Source organism: Janibacter sp. HTCC2649 (assembly GCF_000152705.1).
GTDB lineage: Bacteria > Actinomycetota > Actinomycetes > Actinomycetales > Dermatophilaceae > Knoellia.
Genome location: NZ_CH672413.1, coordinates 2,247,168 through 2,272,423, shown reverse-complemented (window position 1 = coordinate 2,272,423; position 25,256 = coordinate 2,247,168). Strand labels below are relative to the sequence as shown.

23 protein-coding genes are annotated in these 25,256 nt (G+C 68.5%); 14 read left to right on the top strand and 9 right to left on the bottom strand.

Annotated features, from left to right (window positions below; genetic code table 11):
* Positions 1-20: 20 nt before the first annotated feature.
* From JNB_RS10865 to JNB_RS10850, 4 genes are all read right to left on the bottom strand, one after another.
* Positions 21-1,286 (bottom strand): hypothetical protein, encoded by a 1,266-nt coding sequence (locus tag JNB_RS10865; protein ID WP_009776514.1) that lies wholly within the window; start codon positions 1,284-1,286, stop codon positions 21-23.
* Positions 1,287-1,512: 226 nt separating this feature from the next.
* Complete coding sequence (locus JNB_RS10860; protein WP_009776512.1) at positions 1,513-2,751, bottom strand: ThiF family adenylyltransferase; 1,239 nt, start codon at positions 2,749-2,751, stop codon at positions 1,513-1,515.
* Between the two features lie 116 nt (positions 2,752-2,867).
* Entirely contained in the window at positions 2,868-5,285 is a 2,418-nt protein-coding gene (locus tag JNB_RS10855) for a tetratricopeptide repeat protein (protein WP_009776511.1), read from the bottom strand.
* A gap of 269 nt (positions 5,286-5,554) precedes the next feature.
* Positions 5,555-5,962 carry a helix-turn-helix domain-containing protein gene (locus tag JNB_RS10850; RefSeq protein ID WP_202795226.1) on the bottom strand — a complete coding sequence of 136 codons (408 nt, stop codon included), beginning with the start codon at positions 5,960-5,962 and terminating at the stop codon, positions 5,555-5,557.
* A 28-nt stretch (positions 5,963-5,990) separates the two neighbouring features.
* Here JNB_RS10850 and JNB_RS10845 point away from each other — a divergent pair, with 28 nt between their 5' ends.
* Positions 5,991-6,590 (top strand): hypothetical protein, encoded by a 600-nt coding sequence (locus tag JNB_RS10845; protein ID WP_009776509.1) that lies wholly within the window; start codon positions 5,991-5,993, stop codon positions 6,588-6,590.
* A 296-nt stretch (positions 6,591-6,886) separates the two neighbouring features.
* Positions 6,887-8,893, top strand: coding sequence for a hypothetical protein (locus tag JNB_RS10840; RefSeq protein WP_040883714.1), 2,007 nt, complete (start codon positions 6,887-6,889; stop codon positions 8,891-8,893).
* A gap of 139 nt (positions 8,894-9,032) precedes the next feature.
* Here the strand turns inward: JNB_RS10840 and JNB_RS10835 are convergent, their stop codons facing one another.
* Positions 9,033-9,758 (bottom strand): sugar phosphate isomerase/epimerase, encoded by a 726-nt coding sequence (locus JNB_RS10835; RefSeq protein ID WP_237700647.1) that lies wholly within the window; start codon positions 9,756-9,758, stop codon positions 9,033-9,035.
* Between the two features lie 53 nt (positions 9,759-9,811).
* Positions 9,812-10,990, bottom strand: a complete 1,179-nt coding sequence (locus JNB_RS10830; protein WP_009776506.1) for a substrate-binding domain-containing protein — start codon at positions 10,988-10,990, stop codon at positions 9,812-9,814.
* A gap of 130 nt (positions 10,991-11,120) precedes the next feature.
* Between JNB_RS10830 and JNB_RS10825 the strand changes: the two genes are divergently transcribed.
* The 10 genes from JNB_RS10825 to JNB_RS10780 are packed head-to-tail and all read left to right on the top strand — an operon-like array spanning position 11,121 to position 22,804.
* Entirely contained in the window at positions 11,121-12,446 is a 1,326-nt protein-coding gene (locus JNB_RS10825; RefSeq protein ID WP_040884644.1) for an ABC transporter substrate-binding protein, read from the top strand.
* 9 nt (positions 12,447-12,455) lie between these two features.
* Positions 12,456-13,346, top strand: coding sequence for a carbohydrate ABC transporter permease (locus JNB_RS10820; RefSeq protein ID WP_009776504.1), 891 nt, complete (start codon positions 12,456-12,458; stop codon positions 13,344-13,346).
* Entirely contained in the window at positions 13,343-14,296 is a 954-nt protein-coding gene (locus JNB_RS10815) for a carbohydrate ABC transporter permease (RefSeq protein ID WP_009776503.1), read from the top strand. The genes JNB_RS10820 and JNB_RS10815 overlap by 4 nt, the downstream gene beginning before the upstream one ends.
* A gap of 11 nt (positions 14,297-14,307) precedes the next feature.
* Positions 14,308-15,306, top strand: a complete 999-nt coding sequence (locus tag JNB_RS10810) for a hydroxyacid dehydrogenase (protein ID WP_009776502.1) — start codon at positions 14,308-14,310, stop codon at positions 15,304-15,306.
* A gap of 56 nt (positions 15,307-15,362) precedes the next feature.
* Positions 15,363-17,393 (top strand): PQQ-binding-like beta-propeller repeat protein, encoded by a 2,031-nt coding sequence (locus JNB_RS10805; protein WP_009776501.1) that lies wholly within the window; start codon positions 15,363-15,365, stop codon positions 17,391-17,393.
* Positions 17,394-17,419: 26 nt separating this feature from the next.
* On the top strand, positions 17,420-18,592 hold the full coding sequence (locus JNB_RS10800) for a Gfo/Idh/MocA family protein (RefSeq protein ID WP_009776500.1): 1,173 nt from the start codon (positions 17,420-17,422) through the stop codon (positions 18,590-18,592).
* On the top strand, positions 18,589-19,749 hold the full coding sequence (locus tag JNB_RS10795; protein WP_009776499.1) for a dihydrodipicolinate synthase family protein: 1,161 nt from the start codon (positions 18,589-18,591) through the stop codon (positions 19,747-19,749). Before JNB_RS10800 ends, JNB_RS10795 begins: the two co-directional genes overlap by 4 nt.
* The gene (locus tag JNB_RS10790) at positions 19,746-20,576 is read left to right on the top strand and encodes a sugar phosphate isomerase/epimerase (protein ID WP_009776498.1); all 831 of its coding nucleotides are present in this window, start codon (positions 19,746-19,748) and stop codon (positions 20,574-20,576) included. Before JNB_RS10795 ends, JNB_RS10790 begins: the two co-directional genes overlap by 4 nt.
* A 3-nt stretch (positions 20,577-20,579) precedes the next feature.
* Positions 20,580-21,743 (top strand): glycerate kinase, encoded by a 1,164-nt coding sequence (locus JNB_RS10785; protein WP_009776497.1) that lies wholly within the window; start codon positions 20,580-20,582, stop codon positions 21,741-21,743.
* Positions 21,740-22,804, top strand: a complete 1,065-nt coding sequence (locus JNB_RS10780; protein WP_009776496.1) for an SIS domain-containing protein — start codon at positions 21,740-21,742, stop codon at positions 22,802-22,804. Before JNB_RS10785 ends, JNB_RS10780 begins: the two co-directional genes overlap by 4 nt.
* A gap of 48 nt (positions 22,805-22,852) precedes the next feature.
* Here JNB_RS10780 and JNB_RS10775 read toward each other — a convergent pair whose 3' ends face one another.
* Positions 22,853-23,164, bottom strand: a complete 312-nt coding sequence (locus JNB_RS10775) for a hypothetical protein (protein ID WP_009776495.1) — start codon at positions 23,162-23,164, stop codon at positions 22,853-22,855.
* A 181-nt stretch (positions 23,165-23,345) separates the two neighbouring features.
* Positions 23,346-23,873 carry a sigma-70 family RNA polymerase sigma factor gene (locus JNB_RS22290; RefSeq protein WP_083784467.1) on the bottom strand — a complete coding sequence of 176 codons (528 nt, stop codon included), beginning with the start codon at positions 23,871-23,873 and terminating at the stop codon, positions 23,346-23,348.
* A gap of 26 nt (positions 23,874-23,899) precedes the next feature.
* On the opposite strand from JNB_RS22290, the gene JNB_RS10765 reads away from it, so the two are divergent.
* Both JNB_RS10765 and JNB_RS10760 read left to right on the top strand, forming a co-directional pair.
* Positions 23,900-24,511: a hypothetical protein gene (locus JNB_RS10765; RefSeq protein ID WP_009776492.1), complete on the top strand. Its 612-nt coding sequence runs from the start codon at positions 23,900-23,902 to the stop codon at positions 24,509-24,511.
* A gap of 44 nt (positions 24,512-24,555) precedes the next feature.
* Complete coding sequence (locus tag JNB_RS10760; protein WP_009776491.1) at positions 24,556-24,726, top strand: CsbD family protein; 171 nt, start codon at positions 24,556-24,558, stop codon at positions 24,724-24,726.
* 81 nt (positions 24,727-24,807) lie between these two features.
* Here JNB_RS10760 and JNB_RS10755 read toward each other — a convergent pair whose 3' ends face one another.
* Positions 24,808-25,251 (bottom strand): PA2169 family four-helix-bundle protein, encoded by a 444-nt coding sequence (locus tag JNB_RS10755; RefSeq protein WP_009776490.1) that lies wholly within the window; start codon positions 25,249-25,251, stop codon positions 24,808-24,810.
* Positions 25,252-25,256 lie beyond the last annotated feature (5 nt).

Here is a 25,256-nt window from a genome sequence, read left to right as displayed (position 1 = left end):
GGTTTGGCGTTCTGCCGGGCTCAGAGAAGCAGGCCCTGCCTGCGCAGGCGTCGCTCCCGAAGCGCCAGCAGCGGCGGCGCGATCCACACCGTCGCGGAGTACGCGAGAAGCGCAAGTGCCGTCCAGAACTCGGTGCTGCCGACATCACCGGCGCTCACCACCGGTACGAGCCAGCGGGCCATGCCCTCAAGGAAGGGGAAGACCCACCAGATCAGGAACGCACCCACCATGAGACACCCGACGACGTAGACCAGGCCGAACCATCGACCCACGCGACGGTCATGCTCACTGATGCTCGCCAGTTCCTCGCGGTCCTCTGCGGTCAGGCGCCACAGCCGTGCCTTGGCGGCGAGCCACGTCGCTCGATAGAGATTGTGGCATCCCAGAACGTTGGCCAAGAGGGCGTAGACGTCGGAACGAAGGAAGACGAGCGCCCACTGCTGCCCGATGCCCACGACCAGGGCGAAGGCGATGGCGCCCAGGAGGCCGGCCAGGCCCGTCGCAAAGGGTCCCCCGTGGCTCAGCGCAGCCCATTGAAGAGCCAGGGTCAGGAACAGGTTCAGGCTGTCCACGGCCATGCCAGCGAGGTAGACGCCGGAACGCTGGCTTCGGGGGATGGTCACCAGCTGGCTCACGTCGGTCTCGAACACCAGGAAGGCGCCACGGCGACTCACGCGAAACACCGCTGGCACTCCCGCGGCTCGGCCGGCCAGCCAGTGCCAGGCCTCGTGCACGGCAGTCAGGCCGAGTGCCAGTGCCACCAGGACCAGGCTGGAGAGGGCCTTGTCCTCCAGGAACCACACATTGCTGGAGTGCGGCCGAAGGTCAGGGACGAGGACCATGAGGACGGTGGCGCCGAGTGCCGCCGCGGCGTACAGCGACCAGGCGGCTCGTCCGAAGAAGCGTTTGGCGACAGGTTGCGAAACGCCCTCGAGCCACTTGGTTTCACGTCGTGCCTCGCCGCCCCCAGCGACAGCGAGTTCTGACGCGGCGTCGTCGAAGAGGCCGGTCTCGACGAGGCCCCTGAGGAAGTCGATTCCGTCAACGGGCGCGTCGGCCACCTCCTCCGCGCGCGTCGTGGCGAGCTCAATGGAGCCCGTCTCCTGGAGCGCAGTGACGAACGCGCCACCGGCCAGGGGCACGGCGAGGAAGAGATTGAGGTCAGGACGTCCGACGATGGACGAGTCGCCGTCCTCAGCCACCACGACCCGGGACAGTCCTGGGCGGAGCTGGTCCAGGGACGGGACCGTGGTGTCGGGTTGTGTGCTGGCGCTGTCGATCGCCATCGTGTGCCTTCCTGAGTCTGTCTTGGGAGGCGGAATGGAATCCACCTCCCAAGACAGGACTTCAGCTGATCTGTGGACCCCTGAGTGGTCCTCGGGGGCCGCACGACGTGGTCAGCTGTCGTAGTCGGGGATGAAGTAGGTCAGACGCGTGTTCTCAACCTTGCGGATCTCGAGCTTCATGAGGGCACCTCCCTTCGTGTTGGATACGAACGTCCTCACGGGTGTGTCACCCGGAAGCAGTGGAGTGGGCCAGCACTCGTTCACGGCCCACTGGTTCCTCAGGGGAGGACTGCCGGCCAAGGCAGGCAGCGCACGTCGGCACCTTCTCCCACGGTCGAACCGTGGTGGCGCACCCGTTCTTGAGGTCGATGTTGAGGAGCCGACCGGCATACTGCGGCTCCTCGTAGCCCGTGAGGTAGCGCAGGACCTCGAACGCGGCGAAGCTGCCGATCAACCCCGCAATCGGACCGATCCCGCGGTTGACCCGCGTTCGTCCCTCACTGATTCGCTGGGCAGCGAGCGCATGCACGTCATCGCGCGTTGTCACCTCGGCGGCCCCCTCGGCCGCCGAGGCGTTCACGGCGTCGGCCTGCATGGCAAGGCAGCGGCGACACGGGCTGTGATCGGGCCACACGGACCAGACTCCCGCCGTGGAGATGCCCATGCCGCCTCGCACCAGCGGCACTCCCCTGGCCATGCAGGCGTCGTTGACCCACAGGTCGACCTCCCGAGGAGTGTCGATGCCCGACATCACCAGGTCTGGGGAGAGCTCGTCCAACAAGGCCGCGACGCTGGCCGTGCCCGTCACATCGAGGTGGCGGGCTTCGACCTCGATGGTGGGGTCGAACCGGCGGATCCACCGGGCCGCTTCCTCCACCTTGGGGCGGCCGATCTGCTCCCACGCGTAGAGGTACTGGCGGGCGAAGTTCTTGGCCTCCACGACATCCCTGTCCGCCACCGTGAGGCGACCCACGCCCGCGCCGGCAAGGTGCGGAATCGTGGTCGAGTTCAGGCCTCCGGTTCCCAGCACCAGCACATGGGAACTGCGGACGCGGTCCACCAGGTCCTCCTGGGACGCAGCCAGCGAGGCAAACGTCTCGAAGAACGCCAGGTTGGAGAAGTGTCGATCAGCGAGCTCGCCGTCGTACCTGCCCAACCGTGAGCCGTCCACCACCAGGCCGTGTGCATCAAGCACCTCGAGCACGGACCACACGTCCGCGACGGTGACTGGCTCGCCCGTGCTGGACATGGCGTGGCTCAGCTCGGGCACACTCCTCGAACCCTCTTGGAGGAGCTCGAGGAATCGCTCGATCGTTCCATCCGGGTCGCTGACCACCAGGGGTTCACGTTGGTCGTAGACCACGATGAGTTCCGCATCCGTGGATCGCCCCCATACGACGTCCTTCAACCGTGGTCGGAGTGGATCTCCACCGTGGTCGGCGAGGCCGTTCAGCTGCGGTTTCACGTGCCCTCCAGTGCGGATGTCGGAGGACCTACTCTGGGAGCCGGGCTCGCGTCAGCTCGCGTTTCCGGTCAATGTCGGTCAAAGTCGCGAGCGCCAGAAAGGTGCCGTCGGCCGGCTCACGTCGAGGGGCTCGGCCGGGTGTGGCCAACGCCTGACCGGTGGGCGGCTCCTGTCTTGCGTATGCCGTCTTCGGCCAGCCCTTGTTGGTGGTGGTCACCGTTGGCCGATGCGAGCTTCAGGGCCGCCTCGTAGTGGACAAGCGCCTCTTCGGGTCGCCCCAAATGTTCCAGTGTGCTACCCAGCGCGGTGAGGATCACGGTCTCGACGGCACTGATTCCGAACTCTCGCGCGACGTCCAAAGCCTCGATCTGCAGTGTCTCGGCCGCTCGTGGTTCGCCCAGCTCCAGCCGGATCAGGCCCAGGGCATTGAGGGCAAAGGCCTCGCAGTAGGGGAAGTGGGACTCTCGTGCGAGTGCGAGTGACTGCCCCAGCGCGGCGCTGGCCTCCTCGAGGCGACCCATCAGCCGCAGTTGGTCACCCACGGTGAACAGGCCCTGTGCCACCCGGGTGGGGTCATCGATGGTTTTGGCCTCGGCGAGGGCCCGGCGCGCAAAAGCGAGTGCCTGATCGTGCTGACCGAGTCGCGCGGACAGCTTCGCGAGGTTCGCCAGCGGAAAGCTCTTCAGCAAGGCGTTGGGAGCCAGTCTCAGGGCCGCCTCGAAATGCCGACGGGCCTCCTTGTGATCACCCGTTTGCTGGTGCACCAGGCCCAGGTTGTTCAGCGTCTTGCATTCCCCCTGCGTGTTGTCCCACCGCCGATAGATCGCCAGCGCCTCGCGCAGGTGTTTCTCTGCGGCGCGGTGCCTGCCGAGGGGGAAGCAGACGGTGGCCATGGCAGTCAGCGCCTGCGCCCGGGGTGCTCCCTGCGCGATCGCGGCAGCAGCTGTGTGGAGGGCCTCGGCCTCAGGCAGGTGTCCGCCGACCTCGAGGTGACGCTGCAGGTGGGCGGACAGTCGCACGACGTGCTGCGGTTGCGCGGTCACACCCAGGACGAGTGCCGCCGTCACGAGGTTGCGCCACTCCGAGTCCAGCCACCCCTGGGCCGCGGACCGGTCCCTGATCTCAGGTGCTGGCGAGTCCGACACCCCAGGAGGGTCGGGGACGACAAACGTCACCTGCGGACTGACGAGCGGTGCAGCCTGCGTCGTCACCGCGTCGTGGAAGTTGAGGAGTCGAGTCATCGCGGCTCGACGGGCCGAGGCCGCTTCCTCGTCATGCGAGCGGTGCGTCGCAAAGATCCGAACCAGGTCGTGAAGGCTGAAGCGCGCCAGTTCCGATCGCCGGATGAGACTTGCGTCCACGAGCTCACGCAGTGCCACCTCGGTGACGGCGAGGGAGGACCCAAGAAGGGCTGCCGCTGCGTAGCGGTCCAGGTCCTGACCCGGGTGGAGGGCCATGAGCCTGAGCATGCGTTTGGTCGTGGACCCCAGTCGGTCGTAGGAGAGGCCAAGTGCAACATCGACACCAGCGTCCAGGCGCCCCGCCCGCCGCGCCTCCGCCAGCCGCACCGCGTGGTCCGCGAGCGTCCACCCCGGTGTCGCACGCACTCGGGCCCCGACGAGTGAGATGGCCAACGGGTGCCCCCCGACCAGCTCGACGATCGTCCGGACCTCTGCGCTGTTGCCGTCCACCGCCACCGGGCTCGCAGCGCGACGCAGGGCTTCCGCGGCATCCCCAGGGTCGAACGCGTCGAGCTGGATCTCGGTCGCGTGGACTCCCTTCAGCGTGTGCCGCGAGGTGACGATGACGCGGCAGGAGTCCCGCGCTGCGAGCAGGGGCAGCACCTGCTCACCCGAAGACGCGTTGTCCAGGACGAGAACGGCAGTCCGCCCGGCCAGGCGCTCTCGGAAAAGGGCTTGGCGTGCATCGACATCCAGCAGCGCGAGTCGGTCTGCTGGCACACCCAACAGGCGCAGGAACCCGTTCAGTACGGCGCCCGGGTCAGCCGGTGGGCGCTCGGAGTCGTAGCCCCTGAGGTCCACGAACAGGGTGACGCCGACCCGTTGGTCCGGCCCGGCCAGGCGGTGGGCGGAGTGCACGGCCAGCCGCGTCTTGCCCATGCCGCCCATGCCCACGATCGCCACCACACACCCGGGGTCACCGGCTGCGGCAAGGATCGTGGCAAGTTCGGTTTCGCGACCGACGAAATCGATCTCCTCGACCGGGATGGTGTCGGTCACCGCCACGAGGGTTGATCCCATCGTTGCCTGCGCGACGGTTTGGCAGGCCTGTCGCCATGGGGCGGCGAGGTCTCTGTTGCCGAGCAGGGCGGCCGCCACGTCGACCACCAGCTCCGTGTCGACGCGCTTGCGTCCGGGCTGGAGGCATCGGTGAACCGTGTCGAATGCGGGAGTCTCGGCGATCCGACGGTCGCGTCGCCCCCGGACCACCTCGCGATGCAGGGCGCGATAGGACAGGCCTGACCAGATCCGGAGCTCCTGCAGCCGCTCTGCGAGCTCATCGAGGGACCGCACCCCATCTGGATGGGGCGGTCGCGCTCGTTCAGGGGAGATCCCGGTCATGGCTCACTTTCGTGCGCCCAGCGGCACAGTTCGCACCGCTGAACAATGAACACGCGTGGACGGTCTGTCAGCCGGTCAGCACGCGTGGTGGCAGGGCGCTGTGAAGGCCTCGTGGGCAGTGTTCCATGCAATCCACGTGCCGGGCCCACGGCTTGGCGGCAGGAAACCAGATCCACGAAGGCGTCGCGACGACGGACACGTCCACTGCGCCGTGCGTGGTGTCACGCAACGGCGTGGGCGCAGCCCCTGGGTGCTTCGCAGGCCTGCTCTGCGCCGGTGTGTTCCAGGTGGGCCTCGCCCCAAACGCGGACGCTCTCGACGAGCGGTAGCGCGGTCAGCCCATAGTCGGTGAGGCCGTAGAAGACGGGCGCTGGCACCGGACCGGTCTCGTCGCGGTGGACGAGCCCGTCGGCCTCGAGTTCGCGCAGCTGCTCGGCCAGCACCTTCGCCGTGATCGGGTCGACGCGGCGTCGCAGGCCCGCGAAATGGGTCTCGCCGTGGGCCAGCCAGTAGAGGATCGTCAGCTTCCACTTGCCTCCGACGGCGGCAAAGGCCGCGGCCATGGGACACCCGGGCAGGGGGTTGGCGCGTGCCGCCGAGGGGTTACCTGAAAGTGCCTTCTTGTCCATTGACCTGCTCCGTTCGGATAGTCGGGTCATGACAATTCACTCGAAGATCCCCACGCATGGCAAGCGAATCCTGGCCACGATCCTGTCTCTGTTCGTCGTGGCAAGCATGGCGACCTACAGCGCCGGAGCCACGTCAGCGGCAGAAACGAAACAGGCGGCCGGGGGTCAGCAGCAGGCCTTCGACTGGGAGATCGGGACGTGGCGCACGAGCGTCCAGGTCCTGGCCGAACCCCTGTCGGACACCGAGGACGTGTGGCTGAAGTTCGACGGCACGAGCGTCGTGAAGCCACTCATGGACGGGAACGCGAATGTGGTGGAACTGCGGCTCACCGGGGCGGCCGGGACCGTCAAGGCCCTCAACTTCCGGCTCTTCGAACCGGGGACCCAGCGTTGGAGCTCGACCTTCGCGAACCTGCGGGACGGGATGCTCACACCCTCCGTCTACGGGACGTTCGACGGCGGGGTTGGCACCTTCCTCGGCGATGACCAGCTGGATGGCCGCCCGATCAAGGTCCGCTTCATCGTCGAACGACAGGGGCCGGATCGGGCCAAGTTCACCCAGGCGTTCTCCGCCGACGGTGGCGTCACATGGGAGACGAACTGGATCGCGGTCGACCGCCGCAAGTGAACACAACCACCGGCGAGTGCTGCAGGGCGCGCGAAATGGCGCGCACCCTGCAGCACTCGCCGGGCTGCAGTAGGGCTCGCCGGCTCGCCCCATCCCGGTGTCCGATATCAAGTGAAATCACTATTGACCAGAGAGACATAGTGATATTGAGTGATATCTGACACCGTCGCCGCGTCAGAAACGCGGAGGCGGATCAGTCGACACGGCCTCTCGACACCCCGACCACCCCACGGTGCATCTGTCGAGTGGCCACCAACCCCGCTGTGCAGGTAAGCCAACACGAAGAGGTGTTCCGGATGTCCCCATCACCCGCTTTGAACCGTCGCCGACTACTCGGTCTGGGAGCTCTGGGAGGGCTGGCAGTTGCTACCGGCGTCCCCAGCGGCTCTGCCCTGGCCGCCCCCAGCTCGACCGCCGAGGGGGTGACCGTCGACGATCTGGGGCCCGCGGTGCTGAACTTCTCGCTGGCTGCCGGCATCCCGGTCGGCAATGACAAGGTCTTCGTCGCCTCCCGCAACATCGAGCCGATGCGGATCGTCGGCTACGACCTCACGACCGAGAAGGTCACCAGCATCACGCCGTGCCCCGGAATCAGCACGCAGATGTTGGCCGCAGATCCGGCGGGCCACTACGTCTACTCGGCGATCCGCGAGTACGCCACCGCCCCCGGGCCCGGGTTCATCCGACTGGACCTGTCCAAGCCAGGGGCGCCCAAGGAGGACCTCGCTGCCATCCCGGGGCTCGACCCCTACGCGATCACGGTCTCGCCCGACGGGGTGGTCTACTTCGGTGGGCAGGAGCGCGGACCCAAGTTGCGGCAGTACGACCCCGAGACCGGCCAGCTCACGGTCGTGGCCACCCCGGACCCCAACGTGCCCATGATCCGCAGCCTGGCGGCCACCGAGGACACCGTCTACATCGGCACCGGCGCGGTCCAGGGAGTCACACCGACCAGCACCAAGGCCGGTCTGTTCGCCCTGAACCGGGCCACCGGAGAAGTGCGTTCCATCTTGCCGCCGCAGTTCGCGGGCAAGGTCGAGATCCGTGAGCTGGAGATCATGGGTGACGAGCTGTTGGTCCATTGCCGGGGTGGGGCCTACGCCGCGCTTGCGTTCATCAAGCTGGCCGATCCGACCCAACAGCGGGTCATTGAGGGAACGGGCGGCCGGATGCCGAAGAAGCTCGGTGACAAGCTCTACTGGTCCGGCTCAGGTGGTGTGCGGGAGTACTCGCTGACCGACGGCTCGAGTCGGCTGATCACGCCAGCTGGGCTGGATGTCGGTGAGCTCTGGGGCCTGTGGATCCGTGACGGGAAGGTGATGGTGGTCTCGGCGTACGGGCTGATCATCGAGATCGACCCGGTGACCACGCAGGGCAAGATCTACGACCTGGTGGCTGGCGGAGCACCGGTCGGTCCGCAGTTGGCGATGTCGGTCGCCGCCGGCGCGAAAGCGGTCTATGTGGGGGGCAACAACGCGGTGGCCCGTCACGACCTCACCAGCGGCAAGCAGTCTCGCATCCTGGCCCCCGGCGAGGCCAAGGACACCCTGATCCGCGACGGGGTGGCGTACTTCGCGCAGTACAGCGGAGCCGGCATCCTGGCCTTCGATCCCACCGTCGATGATCGATGGGCGCGCAAGGTTGCCAGTTCCTACCCCAACCAGAACCGGCCGCACCAGATCGTGTGGGACGACGTGAACCGGGTCGCAGTGGTCGGATTCCGCTCGGACACGCTGGAAGGCGGATCCGTGATGACCTTTGACCCGGCCACAAACGTGACCACCAACGCGGTCAACCCGATCGACGCCAGGCAGATGGTGCGTGCTGTGGTCTGCCATGAGGGCGTCGCCTACCTCGGCGGGCAGACCACGGACAACCGTGGCGGAACGTTGGTGGCTTGGGACCCCATCTCCCAGCGAGAGTTGTGGCGACTCACCCCGCAGAGCGCGCCGACGGGCATCACCGGGCTGGCGGTGCGCGGCGATCATCTGTACGTCATGTGCTTCGGCGGGGATTTCTTCGTGGTTGACCTGATCGCCCGCCAGATCGTCCATCGCGGCAACCATGGATCGGTGGTGCCGGACTACGGCACGCTCCTGGTCAGTCGCGGCCAGGTGTACGGGGCCTCGAGCAAGGCGTTCTTCCGCTTCGACACCCAGACCTTCGCCCGCACGGACCTCGTGCCCGACCTCAACGGTGAGTGGTACGGGATCCCACGCGCAGCTGTCGACGAGCGTGGCCAGTTCTATGCGATCAAGGGTCGCAACCTGGTGCGGATCACTGTCAGTCCCTCCCGACGATGACCTGGGAGACCAGCCGGTGGAACCGGCTGGCGTGGCGGATGTCCTGAGGCACGACACCCTTCGGAGCGCACCTGGTTGAGACAGAGTGACGTACCCCCGGCCCTCGTGGTCGGGGGTACGTCACGTGTGGACGCCCGGCCTACGCCACCGTGGCGAGGATGAGGTCATGAAGCGTGGCGGTCTCTGCGGCAACCAGCGTCGGGTCGTCATCCGGGACGAACTCGAGCAGGAGGTCACACGGCTCCGCGTCGCGAACCAGGCAGTCGGCGACCGCGGACCAGAGCTCCGAGCGTTCGTGGAGACGTAGCCGGTTCGCGCCCGGCCACCAGGAGAAGACGTGTATGCCGGCGAGCACCGTGACCAGCCGGCGCAAGCCTTCGACGCTGGGTCCGGTCTCCTCGTCGAGGCGGGGCTGCCAGTAGGTGCGCAGGGCATCGTCCCCCACGCGCTCGAGCAGGTCCAGCGTGGTGTCGACGGAGTCGGTGAGGGTGTCGGGGTGGAACTCCAGGGCGAGCTCGATGCCGTGATCCCGAGCGACAGCGCAGCCCTCGCGCAGAGAGTCCACGACCGTGTCCCAGGTCGAGCCGTCCGCCACGTCCGTGCCAATTTCACCCGCCCACACCCGAATTCGCGGAGCGCACAGGGTCGAAGCAGCCGTAACAACTGAGGTCAGCTCAGCCAGGGGCGAAACCCCGGCTCGCCAATAGCTCCCGTACGACGCCACCGTCAGCCCCGCGGCCAGGGTCAGCTCGCGCACCTCGGCCACCCGGCCCAGGTCAGTCGGAGGGGCGTGCACATCGGCACCCCACTCGATCCGGCGCAGCCCGGCGTCGCGTGTGACGTCGATGACCTCTGCGGGCGACAAGTGACGCAGGGTGACCGAGCAGATTCCGAGACGATCGGTCCAACTGCCACCCGTCACGGCGCCGCGCTCGCCAACGTCTCGCCGGCGCTGCCCCTCACCCGCAGCCTGGGCCGCAGCAACACCTGGTGCACCGGGCGGTCCGGATCCTTGAGTCGCTCCACGAGCAGGATGACGGCGTTCGTCCCGACCTCGGCGCGAGGCGGTGCGACGGCCGTGAGGGGCGGGTCGCAGAGCGCTGCGAGCTCGTCGTCGTAGGCCATCACCGCCAGATCCTCCGGAACGCGAATTCCGTTCTGCCGCAATCGACTCACGAGCGGCAGTGCGGCGACGTCGTGGTGCACGATGAGCGCATCCAGATCGCCGGAGCGCACGGCCTCAGTGACGACATCGGCGACCCGTTCGATCTCCTGATGGCTGTCGTCGCGCAGTTCCGTGGGGATCCCCTCAGGGGGCTGTGACAGACCCAGGGCAGACAGCGCCGCCTCGTAGCCGGTGCGCAGCCGCGGTGCGGTGATCGTGGCGAAAGCCAGCAGCCCGATGCTGCGATGCCCGAGGCCGGCAAGGTGCTGCACGGCCTCGAACGCGCCCTGCTCGTGGTCGCTCGCCACGTGTTCGACGCGCCCCGCTTCGCGGCCAGCGCGACGTTCGGCCAGCACCACCGGCACCGGAATCGAGCGCAGCCACTCCTGCGTCTCGGGGGAGTGCTGGGGGTCCTGCTGGGTGGCGAGGATGAGTCCGTCGACGCCGGATTCGAGCAGCCGCGCGACCTGGGCGCGTTCCTCGCCCAGGTTGTTCTGCGAGACGCCGAGCACGAGCCGCGCGCCGAGTGCCTCGGCGGCGGCGCGGGCACCACTCACCACCGTCGGGTAGTAGTACGACGCGTGCGGAACGACAACCCCCAGCGTGTATGCCGGGTGCTCGGCTCCCATGGTTCCCGCCACGACCGCGGGGAGTCCCGATCCGTTCACCGCGCCCCGTCCTGCGGTTGAGGCACCAGCACCCTCGCGCTGCGTTCCGGGCGAGAGGACCCGCGTGGCACCGCCGTGCACTCGGCCCACGAGTCCCCGCCTGGCCAGCTCGCGCACGTCCACCCGGATGGTCACCGCGGCCACCCCGAGGGCGTCGGCGAGGTCGCGAACGGTGACGGTTCCCCGCTCGGCGACGAGTTCGATGATCGCGCGGTGGCGATCCTCGGCCTGCATCGGTGGCTTGTCTCCCTGCATGGTGCTCATGGGCCAAACGATATCACTTGAACACAGCAAATCTGAGCACGTCGGCGACCCAATTCTCACCAATCTCTTGACATGGCATCATCTGATATCGAATGATGTTGCCAATCCCACCCCACGAATGGAGATCGACATGAGGAACTGGCGCAACGGCGCGGCAGTCGCCACGGCAGCCGTCATCGGCCTGGCGCTCACCGCCTGCGGTTCTGGCACGAGCACGACCGGCACCGACGCGGCAGCACCTGCCGGGTCCACCGCGAAGGCCAGCGGCGCCGTCACCTTCTGGTCCTTCGTCAAGGGATCGGATGCGGTCGCCAAGGCCTTCAACGACTCGCACCCCGGCATCACCGTGAAGTTCGAGACCCAGGCGGGTGGCCCCGACTACTACGCCAAGCTCTCCAACGCGGTGAAGTCCGGCGCGACGCCCGACGCCGCGGTCGCGGAGTACACCCGCCTCCCTGAGCTCGTCAGCCTCGGCGCGGTCCAGGACCTCACCCCGACTGCGGGAGGGCTCGTCAACACGACCTTCCCCGACTCGATCAAGCAGCTCGTCACCCTCGGCGGGAAGACGTGGGGCATCCCGCGTGACGCCGCCCCGATGCTCTACTTCTATCGCAAGGACGTCTTCGACAAGCACCAGCTCAAGCCGGCGACGACCTGGGACGAGTTCGCGACCCTCACGGCCAAGGTGAAGTCGCTCGACCCCAACGCCCGCGCCGGAGCCTTCCTCACGGGCGACGCCAACATCCTCACCGATCTTTCCTGGCAGGCCGGCGCCCGCTGGTTCGGCACCAAGGGTGACGCCTGGACTGTGGGCATCGACAGCGAACCGTCCACCAAGGTCGCCAACTACTGGCAGGGCCTCGTGGCCAAGGACCAGGTCCGCACCTTCCCGACCTACGCCGACGAGTTCTGGCAGAGCGTCCAGAAGAACCAGACGATCGGCTACGTCTGCGCGAGCTGGTGCGCCGGCGGCCTCAAGGCCACCGTCCCCGACCAGACCGGCAAGTGGGCGGTGGCCGAGCTCCCGAGCTGGGACGGCAAGCCCGCCTCGGCGATGTGGGGCGGCTCGTCCTTCATCGTGCCCAAGGGCGCCAAGAACCCCGCCGCGGCAGCCGAGTTCATCAAGTGGATCACCACGGACCCCACCGGCGTCGCTGCGTGGTACGCCACCGGCGCCAGCAGCATGTACCCCGCCTCGCCCGAGCTGGTCCCCGTGGCCAAGAAGTCCTTCGACACGGCCTTCTTCGGTGGCCAGGACATCTTCGCGGTCGGCACCAAGTCCTACGAAGCCGTGAGCTCCAGCTGGACCTGGGGTCCGACGATGTCGGCCACCGACAAGGCCGTCATCGACCGCCTCGGCCAGGTCAGCACCGGAAGCCTTGCCACGGCCCTCACGGAGGTCCACGCCGACACGACCAAGGCCATGCAGGCCCGCGGTCTGACCGTCGCCAACTGAGGCGCTGACATGACCACCGTCCCCCTGGCCCAGCGACAGCGACGAGCTGCCGGAGCCTTCCTGGCGCCCTTCCTCGTCCTGTTCGTCCTCGTCATCCTGGCGCCGCTGGCCTACTCGATCTGGCTCAGCCTCTTCAGCGAGCGGACGTCGGGCCTGGGGTTCGGTGGCGTCGAAAGGGTCTTCGTCGGCCTGGGCAACTACGCCTCCGCCCTCGGCGACCCGGCATTCCGCAGCGGTTTCGCCACGATCGCGGCCTACATCGCGATCTACGTGCCGCTCCTCATCAGCGCCTCACTGGTTCTCGCACTCATCCTCGACTCCGGACTGGCGTGGGGGAGGCAGGTGGCCCAACTGGCCCTCTTCCTTCCCCACGCGGTCCCGGGTCTCATCGCCGCCCTCATCTGGCTCTACCTCTACACCCCCGGCCTCAGCCCCGTCATCGGCTGGCTCGGTGGCGCCGAGGGTGGCGGACCGGCCACCAACCACCCGCTCGGCTCGGTCGTGAACGTCGCGATCTGGCAGTGGCTCGGCTACAACATCGTCATCTTCTACGCGGCCCTCAAGTCGGTGCCGAGCGAGGTCCTCGACGCAGCAGTCGTCGACGGCGCCAAGCCGTGGCAGGTGGCCCTGCGCATCAAGGTGCCGCTCATCCGTCCAGCAGTCGTCATGGCGGCACTGTTCACCGCCATCGGAGGAATCCAGCTCTTCACCGAGCCCAAGATCCTCGACCAGGCCTCCGCCTCCATCACCAGCACCTGGACTCCCAACATGTTCCTCCAGAGCGTCGCCTTCGACCGCAACGACTACGGCCTCGCCGCCGCCTCCTCCATCCTCATCGCGCTCGTCGCGGGCGGCCTGTCGTTCGCCCTCATGCGCATCGGCAACAGGGGGCAGGCATGAGCCCCAGCCCAGCTGCGGTCGTCACCGAGGACCGACCGGCCGTTCACGCGGAACGGGTGCAGCCGGCATACAGGAGTCCTGATCGGCGCAAGGCCGGTCGGCCTCGCCCGGCCTGGCTGTCCGGCACGGTCGCCAACACGGTGCTCTTTGTGGCTGTCGCGTATGCCCTGCTGCCAGCCGTGTGGCTCGTCATGGCCTCGACCAAGAACCTCGCGGATCTGTTCGGCACCAACGGTTTTGCGCCCGGCCGCGAGTTCAACCTCGGTGCCAACCTCAGCTACCTCGTGCAGGCGGAGGACGGGATCTACCTCCGCTGGATGCTCAACACCATCGTGTATGCCGGTGTCGGGGCTGTCGTTGCCGCTCTCGTCTGCATGATGGCCGGCTACGCCTTCGACAAGTACCACTTCCGCGGCAAGGAGAAGCTGTTCGGGCTCGTCCTCCTCGGGGTGATGATCCCGAGCACCGCCCTGGCCCTGCCGACGTTCCTCCTCGCGTCGAAGGTCGGGCTCACCAACACCTTCCTCGGTGTCTTCCTCCCGGGCCTCGTCTTCCCCTTCGGCGTCTACCTGGCACGCATCTTCAGTGCCTCGTCGGTGCCGGACGCCGTCCTCGACGCGAGTCGGGTGGACGGGGCCGGGGAGCTGCGGACCTTCTGGTCGGTGTCGTTCCCGATGCTGCGCCCGGGGTTCGTCACGATCGTGCTCTTCCAGTTCACCGCGATCTGGAACAGCTTCTTCCTCCCGCTCGTGATGCTCTCCGACCCCAAGCTCTACCCGGTCAACCTCGGGCTCTACGTCTGGAACACCACGGCGCTGAGCCAGGGCCACCCCGAGGACTACCTGCTCGCAATCACCGGCTCGCTCGTCTCGATCGTGCCCCTCGTCCTCCTCTTCCTCTCGCTGCAGCGGTTCTGGCGCTCCGGGATGACTGCGGGGGCAGTCGATTGAGCCGCCCCAGCGTGAATCGTCCCCGTGCCCTCATCGCCATGTCACCGACGGTCTGGCGCGAGTTCCTCACCCCCGAGCTCGCCGAACGACTCACGGCCACGGCGGACGTCGACCCGTCCACCGCGGTCCAGGACTTCGGATCGGTGGCGGACCTCGCCGACGTCGAGGTCCTCATCACCGGCTGGGGCTGCCCGCCCATCGACGAAGAGGTCCTGAGTCGCGCGCCTCGACTGCGCGCCATCATCCACACCGGCGGATCGGTCAAGCACCACGTCACCCAGGAGTGCTGGGACCGGGGCATCACCGTGTCGTCGGCCGTCGAGGAGAACGCCATCCCCGTCGCGGAGTTCACGCTGGCCGCAATCCTGTTCTCGCAGAAGCGGATCATCGAGGTCAGTCACCACTATCGCGTCAGCCGAAGCCGGCAGTCCTGGGCCGCGGCCTACCCGTCCATGGGCAACTATCGGCGCGTCGTCGGCATCGTGGGCGCTTCGCGCATCGGGCGCCGCGTCGTCGAGCTGCTGCGTCCCTTCGACGTGGAGGTGCTGTTGGCCGACCCGTACGTCGACGACGCCGAGGCGACACGCCTCGGAGTCAGACTCGTCGAGCTCGACGAGCTCATGAGCAGCTCCGACACGGTCTCGCTGCACGCCCCGAGCCTCCCCGAGACGGCGCGGCTCATCGACCGGCAACGGCTCGCATCGATGCGCAAGGGCGCCGTGCTCATCAACACCGCACGCGGGGCCCTCGTCGACGAAGCCGCCCTGACCGAAGAGCTCGTCTCGGGTCGGCTGCACGCCGTCCTCGACGTCACCGACGACGACGTCCTCGACCCGGACTCGCCGCTCTACGACCTCCCGAACGTCCTGCTCACACCGCACGTCGCCGGGTCAATGGGTGACGAGCTGACTCGTCTCGTCGACCACACGGTCGACGAGCTCCAGCGGTGGACTGCAGGAGAACCCTTCGCCACCCCCGTCGACCGGGACCAGCTCGGAACCTCTGCCTGACACCCCTACCCGAAACCCCTGCCACCCACCGATGTCCACGACCAAGGAGTAGTTCAATGACGAACGCACACCCCACCCGGCGCACCCTGCTCCACGCAGGAGGCGCAACCGGACTCACCCTTGCCCTGCACGCGGCACTGGGCTCACCGGCATACGCCGCGCCCGTCAGCAACGCGACCAACGGGACGCGCGAAGCGACGGTGACCGATCTCGGACCCGCGCTCGTGCAGTTCTCCCTCATGAGCTCCGTGCTCGTCGGGGACATCGTCTACATCGGCTCACGCAACATCCTGCCGGCGAGGATCATCGCGTTCCACCTGCCGACCCGCAAGGTCATCGCCCGCACCGATCTGGCCACGGGATACTCGATCCAGGCCATGGCAGCGGACCCGACGGGGCGCTACCTGTATGCCGGCGTCCTGCAGAACTCCGGTGGACCGCAGGACAACCTGTATCGCTGGGACCTCTCTGACCTTGACGCTCCTGCCGTCGGCATCGGTCGCATGGGGGACCGGGACGTCCGTGACATGGCGGTGGCACCCGATGGTGTCGTGTTCGCCGTCGGCGGTGGACCTGTCGGTTCCCCGGCGCCCGCCCTCTGGCAGTTCGACCCCGCGACGGGCGCCGTCACCAACCTCGGAACTCCTGACGCTTCCTCGACGCTTGCCCGGGCCGTGGCGGCCACCGAGTCGACGGTGTTCTTCGGTGCCGGGAGCACGCTCGGTGGCGGAGGGACGGCCAGCCGCGCGTCCCTGTTCGCCTTCGACCGTGGTGCAGGTGGCTTCACGAACATCACTCCGACCGAGATGCTCGTCGACCCCAGCATGCGCGAGCTGAGCGTCGTCGGCGACGTGCTCGTGGCTGGATCAGCCGGCGGGACCGAGCCCGCCAAGATGGCGATCCTCGACCTCGACGACACGTCCTCGTACCGCATCACGCAACTCAGCGGGAAGGTGACGAAGATGTATGCCGTCGACGGCGACTCCCTCTACTACGCCACCGAGACCTCGCTCGAGGTGTTCTCGCTGTCGACGCTGGCCGTGTCAACCATCCCCATCGACGGGCCTCCCCTCGGCGAGGTCTGGGGTGTTGCCGTCCGGGATGGTGCGGTCATCGCCGTCTCCGGCTACGGCTTCGTCGCCGAAATCGATCCCCAGTCGGGAGCCTGCGTCGTCACCGATCTCGGCGAGGCCGGAGCCCCGGCAGATCCTCAGGCCGTCATGGGCATCGCTGCAGGCGGCGGCTTCGCCTACGTCGGCGGCAACGGCACGATCGCCCGTCACGCGCTGGGTGCATCTCGCGAGACGACTCTGCTCCGAGCCCCGGGCGAGGCCAAGGACGCCGAAGTGCTCGATGGTGTCCTCTACACCGGGCAGTACAACTCCCAGGGAATCTGGAGCTACGACCCGACCGATGGTCAGGCGCCGCACCAGGTGGCGGACTACCCCAGCGACCAGAATCGGCCGCTCGACACCTGCTGGGACGCAGTCAACGGGCTCCTGCTCGTCGCGGTCCAGCGCGACACCGAGGGTGGTGGCGCGCTGTGGACGTACGACCCGGTGACCGGGGCGAAGGGCCAGTTCGCCAACCCGATCGACGACGTGCAGCTGTTGCGGGCCGTCGCGACGCGCGACGGGATCGCCTACGTCGGTGGTGACAACGCCCAGAAGACGGGCGCGCGCGGCACCGTCGTCGCGCTCAACCCGCTCACGGGCGAAGAACTGTGGCGCCTCGACACGGGGCAGGTCTACGGCATCGGCTCGCTCGCGGTTCGTGGTCACCACCTCTACGGGATGGCGCTCAAGGGCGGCTTCTTCGTCGTCGATCTCGAGACCCGCAAGGTCATCCACACGGCCAACCTGCGAGCTGTGTGCCCGCAGTGGTCGGCCATGGTGCTCAACCGCGGGCGGATCTACGCGGCCACGGACACTGCGCTCCTGCGCTTTGACCACAAGACCTTTGCGATGTCCGTCGTCGTCCCCGCGCTCAATGGCGCTTGGTACAGCGGCTGCCACGTGAACCGCGACGAGGACGGCGTCCTCTACACGATGCGCGGCAACAACCTCGTCGCTGTCGACGATCACTGACCCTTCGCCCGTAGGAGAACGACACCATGAGCACTCGCACCATCGGCATCGTCATGAACGGCATCACCGGGCGCATGGGCTATCGCCAGCACCTCGTCCGGTCGATCCTCGCCATCCGGGACCAGGGCGGCGTCGAGCTGTCGGACGGCACCCGCCTGCAGGTCGATCCGATCCTCGTGGGTCGCAGCGCCGAGCGGGTCAAGGAGATCGCCGACCGCCACAACGTCCCGCGCTGGACGACCGACCTCACCGAAGCCCTGTCCGGTGACGACGAGATCTACTTCGACGCGCAGCTGACGACGGTGCGCGAGGAGTCGATCCTGCAGGCCATCGCCGCGGGCAAGGCCGTCTACACGGAGAAGCCGATCTCGGAGTCGCTCGAGGGATCGCTGCGCCTGGCCAGGGCGGCACGCGAAGCGGGTATCAAGGACGGCGTCGTGCACGACAAGCTCTATCTCCCCGGGCTGCTCAAGCTCAAGCGACTCATCGACAGCGGCTTCTTCGGTCGCATCCTCTCGGTGCGGGGCGAGTTCGGCTACTGGGTCTTCGAGGGTGACCAGCAGGCAGCGCAACGGCCGAGCTGGAACTACCGCTCCGAGGACGGTGGCGGCATGACGACCGACATGTTCTGCCACTGGAACTACGTGCTGGAGAACCTCTTCGGCGAGGTCGAGTCGGTCATCGCCAAGACCACCACGCACATCCCGACCAGGTGGGACGAGCAGGGCAAGCCCTACGAGGCAACGGCGGACGACGCGGCATACGGGATCTTCGAGCTCACCGGCGGAGTCATCGCGCAGATCAACTCGTCCTGGGCGACGCGCGTGCACCGTGACGAGCTCGTCGAGTTCCACGTCGACGGGACCGAGGGCAGCGCAGTGGCCGGGCTCCACAAGTGCGTCGCCCAACACCGCACTGCCACACCGAAGCCCGTGTGGAACCCGGACCTCGCCGAGACCCAGTCCTACCGCGACCAGTGGCAGGAGGTGCCGGACAACGCCGAGTTCGACAACGGGTTCAAGGCCCAGTGGGAGCAGTTCCTGCGCCACGTGGTCGGCGACGGCTCACACCCCTACGACTTCCTGGCGGGAGCACGTGGCGTGCGGCTCGCTGAGGCCGGGCTGGAGTCGTCGGCCACCGGGCGACGTGTCGAGCTCGCTCCCCTCCAGGTCGATGTGCCCGTTCTGGACCGGTCGTGACCTCGCTCCGACTGCCCACCGAGGATGGTGGGCAGGCCGACCACGTGGTCACGTCGACCGGGGGGCTGCCTGCGCCCCGCGGTGCCGCGACCAACCGGGTGGCCTTCGCTGCCGCCCACGTCGTCGTGGATCCGTTGGGCGACAACACCCCCGGTCAGCCACCGACCATCGACTGGGAGTCGACGCTGGGTTTCCGGCGGCACCTCTACTCCTATGGGTTCGGTCTGGCCGAGGCCATGGACACGGCCCAGCGAGGCATGGGGCTGGACTGGCCCACCGCCGAGGAGCTCATCCGGCGATCGGCCAAGGAAGCGGAAGCTGCGGGTGCCCGCATCGCTGCCGGCGCCGGCACCGACCAGCTGCCCGTTGGGCCGACCGACCTCGAGACGGTCCGTCGGGCCTATGTCGAGCAGGTGGCTTTCGTCGAGGACGCCGGTGCGCAGCCCATCGTCATGGCATCGCGCCACCTCGCGGCAGCCGCCCGCGGGACCGACGACTACTGGTTCGTCTACGACTCGGTGCTCAGCCAGGTGTCGAGTCCGGTGATCCTGCACTGGCTCGGCACGGCGTTCGACCCGGCACTCGCCGGCTACTGGGGCAGTGATGACGTCGCCTCTGCCACCGACGCCTTCGTCGACCTCGTCACGGCCCACGCGGACCGGGTCGACGGGGTCAAGGTGTCCTTGCTCGACGCCGACCACGAGAAGGCCTTGCGCGCCCGGCTGCCCGAAGGCGTGCGCCTCTACACCGGCGACGACTTCAACTACCCCGAGCTCATCCGCGGCGACGGACAGCACCACAGCGATGCCCTCCTCGGCATCTTCGCCGCCATCGCACCCGCGGCCAGCGAGGCACTGCACGCGCTCGACCGAGGTGACCACACGGCATACGAGACGGCGTTTGCTCCCACGCTCCCGCTGGCGCGACAGGTCTTCGCGGCACCGACGTACTACTACAAGACCGGGGTGGCCTTCATCGCGTGGCTGTCCGGCTTCCAGCCCGGCTTCACGATGGTCGGCGGGCTGCAGAGCGCGCGCAGCATCACCCACCTGGCCGAGGTGTTCCGGCTCGTGGATGCGGCGAACCTGCTGCCCGACCCCGACCTGGCCGCACACCGCATGCGCCTCCTGCTCGAGACCGCAGGCGTCACCTCATGAGCGGACTCGAGCGCCTGTCGCTCAACCAGAAGACGACGAACTCCTGGACCCTGCGTGAGGCCATCGAAGGGTGCGTCGCGGCCGGGCTGTCCTCCATCGGGGTGTGGCGAGAACCGCTGCAGGACATGGGTGTTGACGCCGCCGCCAAGGCGCTGGCCGACGCCGGGCTGCGCGTGTCCTCCCTCTGTCGCGGCGGGTTCCTCACGGCCGAGGGTGACGGGGCCGGGCGCCACGCGATTGCCGACAACACCGAAGCCATCCTCGAGGCCGCGGGCATCGGGGCCCAGTGCCTGGTCCTCGTCGTCGGAGGGTTGCCCGAGGGGTCGCGCGACCTGCCTGGCGCCCGGGGCCGAGTGCGCGATCGGCTGGCCGAGCTCGTCCCGATCGCGCATGACCACGGCGTCCGGCTGGCCCTCGAGCCGATGCACCCGATCTTCACTGCCGACCGTGGAGTCCTGGCAACGTTGGGTGAGGCCCTCGACCTCGCAGAAGCCTTTGACCCACAGGATGTTGGCGTCGTCGTCGACACCTTCCACGTGTGGTGGGACCCGCAGGTCGATGCGCAGATCGAACGTGCGGCCGGGCGCATCGCGAGCTACCAGGTCTGCGACTGGATCACCCCGCTGCCTGCCGACACCCTGCTCTCCCGCGGGATGATGGGCGACAGGCACATCGACTTCCGGCGGCTCACCGGTCTCGTCGAGGCGGCCGGCTACGACGGCGACATCGAGGTCGAGATCTTCAACGCCGACGTGTGGGCCGCCGACCCCAGCGAAGTCGTCACAACGATGTCTGAGCGATACCTGCAGCACGTGGTGACGGGCTAGCCGATGCGCGTCGTCATCGCACCCGACTCCTTCAAGGGTTCGCTGGACGCCGTGCGGGCAGCGGATGCGATCGCATCCGGTTGGAGGCGCGCTCGGCCTCATGACGAGGTCATCACCATTCCGTTGGCCGACGGCGGTGAGGGCACGACGGACGTGCTGCGCCTCCTCCACCCCGACGCGGTCGAGCACCACCTCACCGTGAGAGGTCCCGACGACCGGCCCGTGGAGTCCGGCTGGCTGACCCTGGCCGACGGAACTGCCGTCGTCGAGCTCGCCCGCGCCAGTGGGCTCCCACTCATGCGGCGCCTCGACCCGTTGTCGGCGCACACGTATGGGCTCGGTGAGGTCCTTCGAGCGGTTGTCGCACATCCGTCGACCCACCGGATCGTCGTGGCCCTGGGCGGCTCCGCCTCGACCGACGGCGGCGCCGGAGCACTGGCCGCCCTCGGAGCGCGCTGGCTCGACTCCGACGGCTGCGAACTCACGGGCGGCGGCGACCTGAGTCGATGCGTTCGCGTCGACCCGTCCGAACTCGTGGGGGCGCCGGTCGGCGGTGTGCGGCTGCTCGTCGACGTCGAGGCACCCCTGCTCGGACCGCTCGGCGCGGCGCAACAGTTCGGTCCGCAGAAGGGTGCCGGGCCGGCTGACATCGCGCACCTCGAGGCCGCAATGGCGGCCATCGATCGCGTATGCCGTGTCGCACCTTCCGCAGACCGGCGGACTCCCGCTGTGAGCGCCTTGACCCCGGGTGTGGGCGCTGCCGGTGGCACGGCCTACGGACTCGCCGCTCTCTGGGGAGGGACGTTGGTCGCGGGCGCGCCCGAGCTGGCTCGCCTCGCCGGCCTTGACGAGGTCCTCGAAGGGGCTGGGCTCGTCATCACTGGCGAGGGTCGGCTCGACGAGCAGTCACTGCGGGGCAAGGTCGTCGGCAACGTGGTGCGCCAAGGGCGAGCACACGGCATACCCGTCCAGGCCTGTGTCGGCACAGCCGACCGCGCCACCGCGGACCAGCTCGAACGGTGCGAACAGCTCGTCGCCCTCGCCGGCGGACTGGACGCCGCCCTCGATGACCCGGCCCGATGGCTCGAACTCGCCGGCGAGGGCCTGGCCCGAGCCCGGACCCACCGAGACGCGACCGATGCAGCATCAACCTCAGGAGCAGCATGACCATCACGACGCACTCCACGCCCGCCCTCGAACCGACCGCGCCGGGGTCCCTCATGCGCACCGAGATCAGCGAGCAGGCCAGCATCGTCGAGTCCCTGCTCGGCGCCCGGCGCGCTGTTGACGCGATCACGGCCGAGGTGAGGCAGCACGACATCCGCTATGTGCTCCTCGCCGCCCGCGGGAGCAGCGACCACGCGGCCCTGTATGCGAAGTACCTCGTCGAGACGGTCCTCGGACTGTCCTGCGGTCTGGCATCGATGTCGACCGTGACCGGGTATGGCGCGCGGTCTGACCTGCGCGGCGTGCTGTGGGTGGCGATCAGCCAGTCGGGTGGTTCGCCGGACCTCGTCGCGGCAACAGCAGCTGCCGGAGAGGCGGGCGCGCTGACGCTCGCTGTGACCAATGCCCCGGCCTCGGACCTGGCGGGCGTTGCCCAGCTGCACCTCGACATCGCCGCCGGTGTGGAGCGGTCGGTCGCGGCGACGAAGACCTACACGGCCGAACTCCTGGCCCTGTGGCTCCTCGTCGACTCCTGGGTGGGGCGCGACGGGCGGCTCGCCGCGGGGCTGCCGGAAGCCGTTGCCAGCGCCGCGGTCGTGGACGTCAGCCACATCGTCAACCGCTACCGCTACGCCGCCCGAATCGTCACGACGGGTCGCGGCTTCTCGTACCCCACCGCTCGCGAGGCCGCGCTCAAGCTCATGGAGACGTGCCATGTTGCGGCCACGGCCTTCTCGGGCGCCGACCTGCTCCATGGCCCGGTTGCCCATGTCGACGGCATGACCCCGGTCATCGTCGTGTCGCCGGGTGGCGTCGGCGGTCGGCTGCTCCGGCCGGTGCTGGACGTCCTCGACCGTCACGGCGCGGAGGCCTGCGTGGTGGGAGACGCCCTGTTGGGTGCGCAGTCGGCCCTGCGCATCCCGGTGCCCCCGGTTGTCGAGGAGCTCACCCCCATCGTCCAGATCGTTCCACTGCAACGCCTCGCCCTGGGCCTGGCCCTTTCACGCGGCCTCGACCCCGACCGGCCGCGAGGACTGTCCAAAGTCACGTCCACCCTCTGACGATGCGTGCTGCGATGCAGCCGAGTCGACCTGAGGATCGCCGGGCCGTCAGGGAGTGATGTCGTCGATCACGACGTCAACGGGCACTCCGTCCTCGGGCAGAGCATCCGACCCGAGGAGGTCGACCAGGGTGGCGCCAACGGCATCGCGCACCGTGCCGGCGGCATCGGCGAGCACCGCGCCATACGTGGCGGTGATGTGCACCCGCGCCGAGACGCACTGGTTGGCATCCAGCCCCACGACGATCTGGGTGGGGGTGACGCCCGCAATGCCCACGACCACCTCGCGCAGCTGCCCCACGAGCACCCATTCGCGCACGACGAGCGTGTCTGCACTGTCACTCCCGGCGCTGGGGAACACCGCGTGGACCGGTCGCGACCGGCGCGTCGTCGCACGGACCGTGGAACGAATGCGCGCGTTGAGGTCGATGAAACCCTCGGGTCCTCGGCCGCGAGGGCCCGAGCGGAGCGGGCGAGGAGGGTCTCCTCCTCGATCGTCACGTCGGGCTCCGGCACCTGCTCTGCAGGGCCGGGGGGAGTGGTCATGCCCTCCACTGTCGCATCCTCTCCACAAGTCCACGTCGTGCGCGGAACAGCTGTCCGCGAACGGCATCGGGTGTCAGGTGCAGGACCTGAGCAACTTCTGCCTGGCTCAGACCTTCGACCTCGATGAGGACCCACACGCGACGCTGCTGTTCGGGCAGTCCTCGCAGGGCGGCGTCGAGTGCGGCGCGCAGCTCGCTGTTGGAGGCGACGTGTTCGGGGTCAGAACGCCACCCGGTCTCGGCGCGGTCCAGGCGCGCGTCCTCCACCGGCACGGCGGTGCGGCGGCGGCGGGCGCTGGCGATCTTGTGCGTCGGGGTGGCTCGGTCGAGCGGCTGACCGGTCGCTCCAAGCCCGGCGTCGAGCTGCGCCGCTCGGGTGACCGCCTGCGCGTGGTGGTCTCGGTCGGGCTCGCCTGGCCCGAGCCAGTGGCCGAGACCGCTCGCGCAGTTCGCGACGACGTGGCGACGATCGTGGCTCGTGTCAGCGGGATGACGGTCGAGGCCGTCGACGTCACCGTGACCCATCTCGAACCCACCGACAGGAGGATGACATGAGCACCGTCGCCATCTCGGAGCACGAGGACACGCGCTCCGTGGCCGGGACCACTCTCGCCACACCGGAGGTGCCTCGTCCCACCGGCTCCCTCCCCGCGACAGGTCCTGCCCTGGCCATCAGCATCGTGCTCATCGCCGTGGGTGTCGCAGCCATCCGTGAGGCAGTCGTCACTCTCGGGTGGGCCGCCGGCGAACCGTGGGCGACCAACGTCCTTGAGGCCTTGTCGACTGGTGTCGAGCCGTCGACTCCGCTCATCGTCGTGGGCGCGCTCCTGGCCCTGCTCGGCCTGTGGTTCCTGCTGCGAGCGTTCGGTCGCAGGCCCCGCCGTGACCTTGGCCTGGGAGGCGACAGCCACGCCTGGATCGCTCCCCGGCCGTCACTGCGACCGTCCGCGCCGAGGTGCGTGACCGGGTTCGTGACGCCGTCGTCAACCTCGAACCGACGCCGCGTGTCTCCGTGCGCGTCTCAACCCTGGGGCGTGCGTCATGACTCGTGCAACCACCCGCTTCGACCGCTTCGTGACGGCCCTCGTGGGCCTCGCCCTGCTCGCGATCGGCGCACTGTCCATCGTCTGGTCGCTCGACCTGGTCCCGGCACTGGATGCTGATCGGGTCGCGCTGACTGGCGCGGACGGACTGGCGGAGATCCCTCATGGGTATCGCAGACAAGGCGAAGAACGCCGCTCAGGACCTCGCCGGCAAGGCCAAGGAGGCCGTGGGCGACGCCACCAACAACGAGCGTCTCGTTGCGGAGGGCAAGGCCGACCAGGCCGAGGCCACCGTGAAGAAGACCGGTGAGAACATCAAGGACAAGCTGTCCTGACCGCCTCACGTTGAACGAACGTGGCCGGTGCCGCCCACAGGGGGGTGGCACCGGCCACGGTCGTTGTGCCGGCGGGTGCGGTCAGTCGGCGGCCTGGAGCGCCTTGACCTCGTCACGGGCCGCGACCACGGCCTGGTGCTGGCGCGAGACGACCTCACGGAAGCCAGCGCTGAGGTCCTGCTCCAGAGCCTTCTCGTACTCGGAGACCGCGTGGTCCTCACCGGTTGCGGCGGCACCGAGGACGCCACCGGCGTCATCGCCGGTCAGGGCGTCCTTGAGGGCGATCCAACCGCGGTGGACTGCTGCCGCCGCGGTTCCGCTCTCGTCGACGTCGTCGCCGTAGTCGTGACCGAGCGCAACGATCTCCTGGCGGAACCCGGCGCGTTCCTCGGACAGGCGCTGCATCAGGGTCGCCCACTCGGGGTGGTCGCCGTCGCGCAGCTTGTCGGCGGCCGCGGTGAAGCCTTTCTCGCCGTCACGCAGGGTTTCGACCAGTTCCTTGGCGGCCTTCTCGTCGTCCGACATGGGTG

What these genes read in the sequence shown, in the direction of transcription:
- JNB_RS10765 (WP_009776492.1), top strand. Translation starts at nt 23,900, where the DNA reads ATGAGCACCGTCGCCATCTCGGAGCACGAGGACACGCGCTCCGTGGCC.
- JNB_RS10840 (WP_040883714.1), top strand. Translation starts at nt 6,887, where the DNA reads ATGTCCCCATCACCCGCTTTGAACCGTCGCCGACTACTCGGTCTGGGA.
- JNB_RS10825 (WP_040884644.1), top strand. Translation starts at nt 11,121, where the DNA reads ATGAGGAACTGGCGCAACGGCGCGGCAGTCGCCACGGCAGCCGTCATC.
- JNB_RS10790 (WP_009776498.1), top strand. Translation starts at nt 19,746, where the DNA reads ATGAGCGGACTCGAGCGCCTGTCGCTCAACCAGAAGACGACGAACTCC.
- JNB_RS22290 (WP_083784467.1), bottom strand. Translation starts at nt 23,873, where the DNA reads ATGGGTCACGGTGACGTCGACGGCCTCGACCGTCATCCCGCTGACACG.
- JNB_RS10865 (WP_009776514.1), bottom strand. Translation starts at nt 1,286, where the DNA reads ATGGCGATCGACAGCGCCAGCACACAACCCGACACCACGGTCCCGTCC.
- JNB_RS10845 (WP_009776509.1), top strand. Translation starts at nt 5,991, where the DNA reads ATGACAATTCACTCGAAGATCCCCACGCATGGCAAGCGAATCCTGGCC.
- JNB_RS10820 (WP_009776504.1), top strand. Translation starts at nt 12,456, where the DNA reads ATGACCACCGTCCCCCTGGCCCAGCGACAGCGACGAGCTGCCGGAGCC.
- JNB_RS10755 (WP_009776490.1), bottom strand. Translation starts at nt 25,251, where the DNA reads ATGTCGGACGACGAGAAGGCCGCCAAGGAACTGGTCGAAACCCTGCGT.
- JNB_RS10805 (WP_009776501.1), top strand. Translation starts at nt 15,363, where the DNA reads ATGACGAACGCACACCCCACCCGGCGCACCCTGCTCCACGCAGGAGGC.
- JNB_RS10785 (WP_009776497.1), top strand. Translation starts at nt 20,580, where the DNA reads ATGCGCGTCGTCATCGCACCCGACTCCTTCAAGGGTTCGCTGGACGCC.
- JNB_RS10815 (WP_009776503.1), top strand. Translation starts at nt 13,343, where the DNA reads ATGAGCCCCAGCCCAGCTGCGGTCGTCACCGAGGACCGACCGGCCGTT.
- JNB_RS10850 (WP_202795226.1), bottom strand. Translation starts at nt 5,962, where the DNA reads ATGGACAAGAAGGCACTTTCAGGTAACCCCTCGGCGGCACGCGCCAAC.
- JNB_RS10830 (WP_009776506.1), bottom strand. Translation starts at nt 10,990, where the DNA reads ATGAGCACCATGCAGGGAGACAAGCCACCGATGCAGGCCGAGGATCGC.
- JNB_RS10800 (WP_009776500.1), top strand. Translation starts at nt 17,420, where the DNA reads ATGAGCACTCGCACCATCGGCATCGTCATGAACGGCATCACCGGGCGC.
- JNB_RS10760 (WP_009776491.1), top strand. Translation starts at nt 24,556, where the DNA reads ATGGGTATCGCAGACAAGGCGAAGAACGCCGCTCAGGACCTCGCCGGC.
- JNB_RS10780 (WP_009776496.1), top strand. Translation starts at nt 21,740, where the DNA reads ATGACCATCACGACGCACTCCACGCCCGCCCTCGAACCGACCGCGCCG.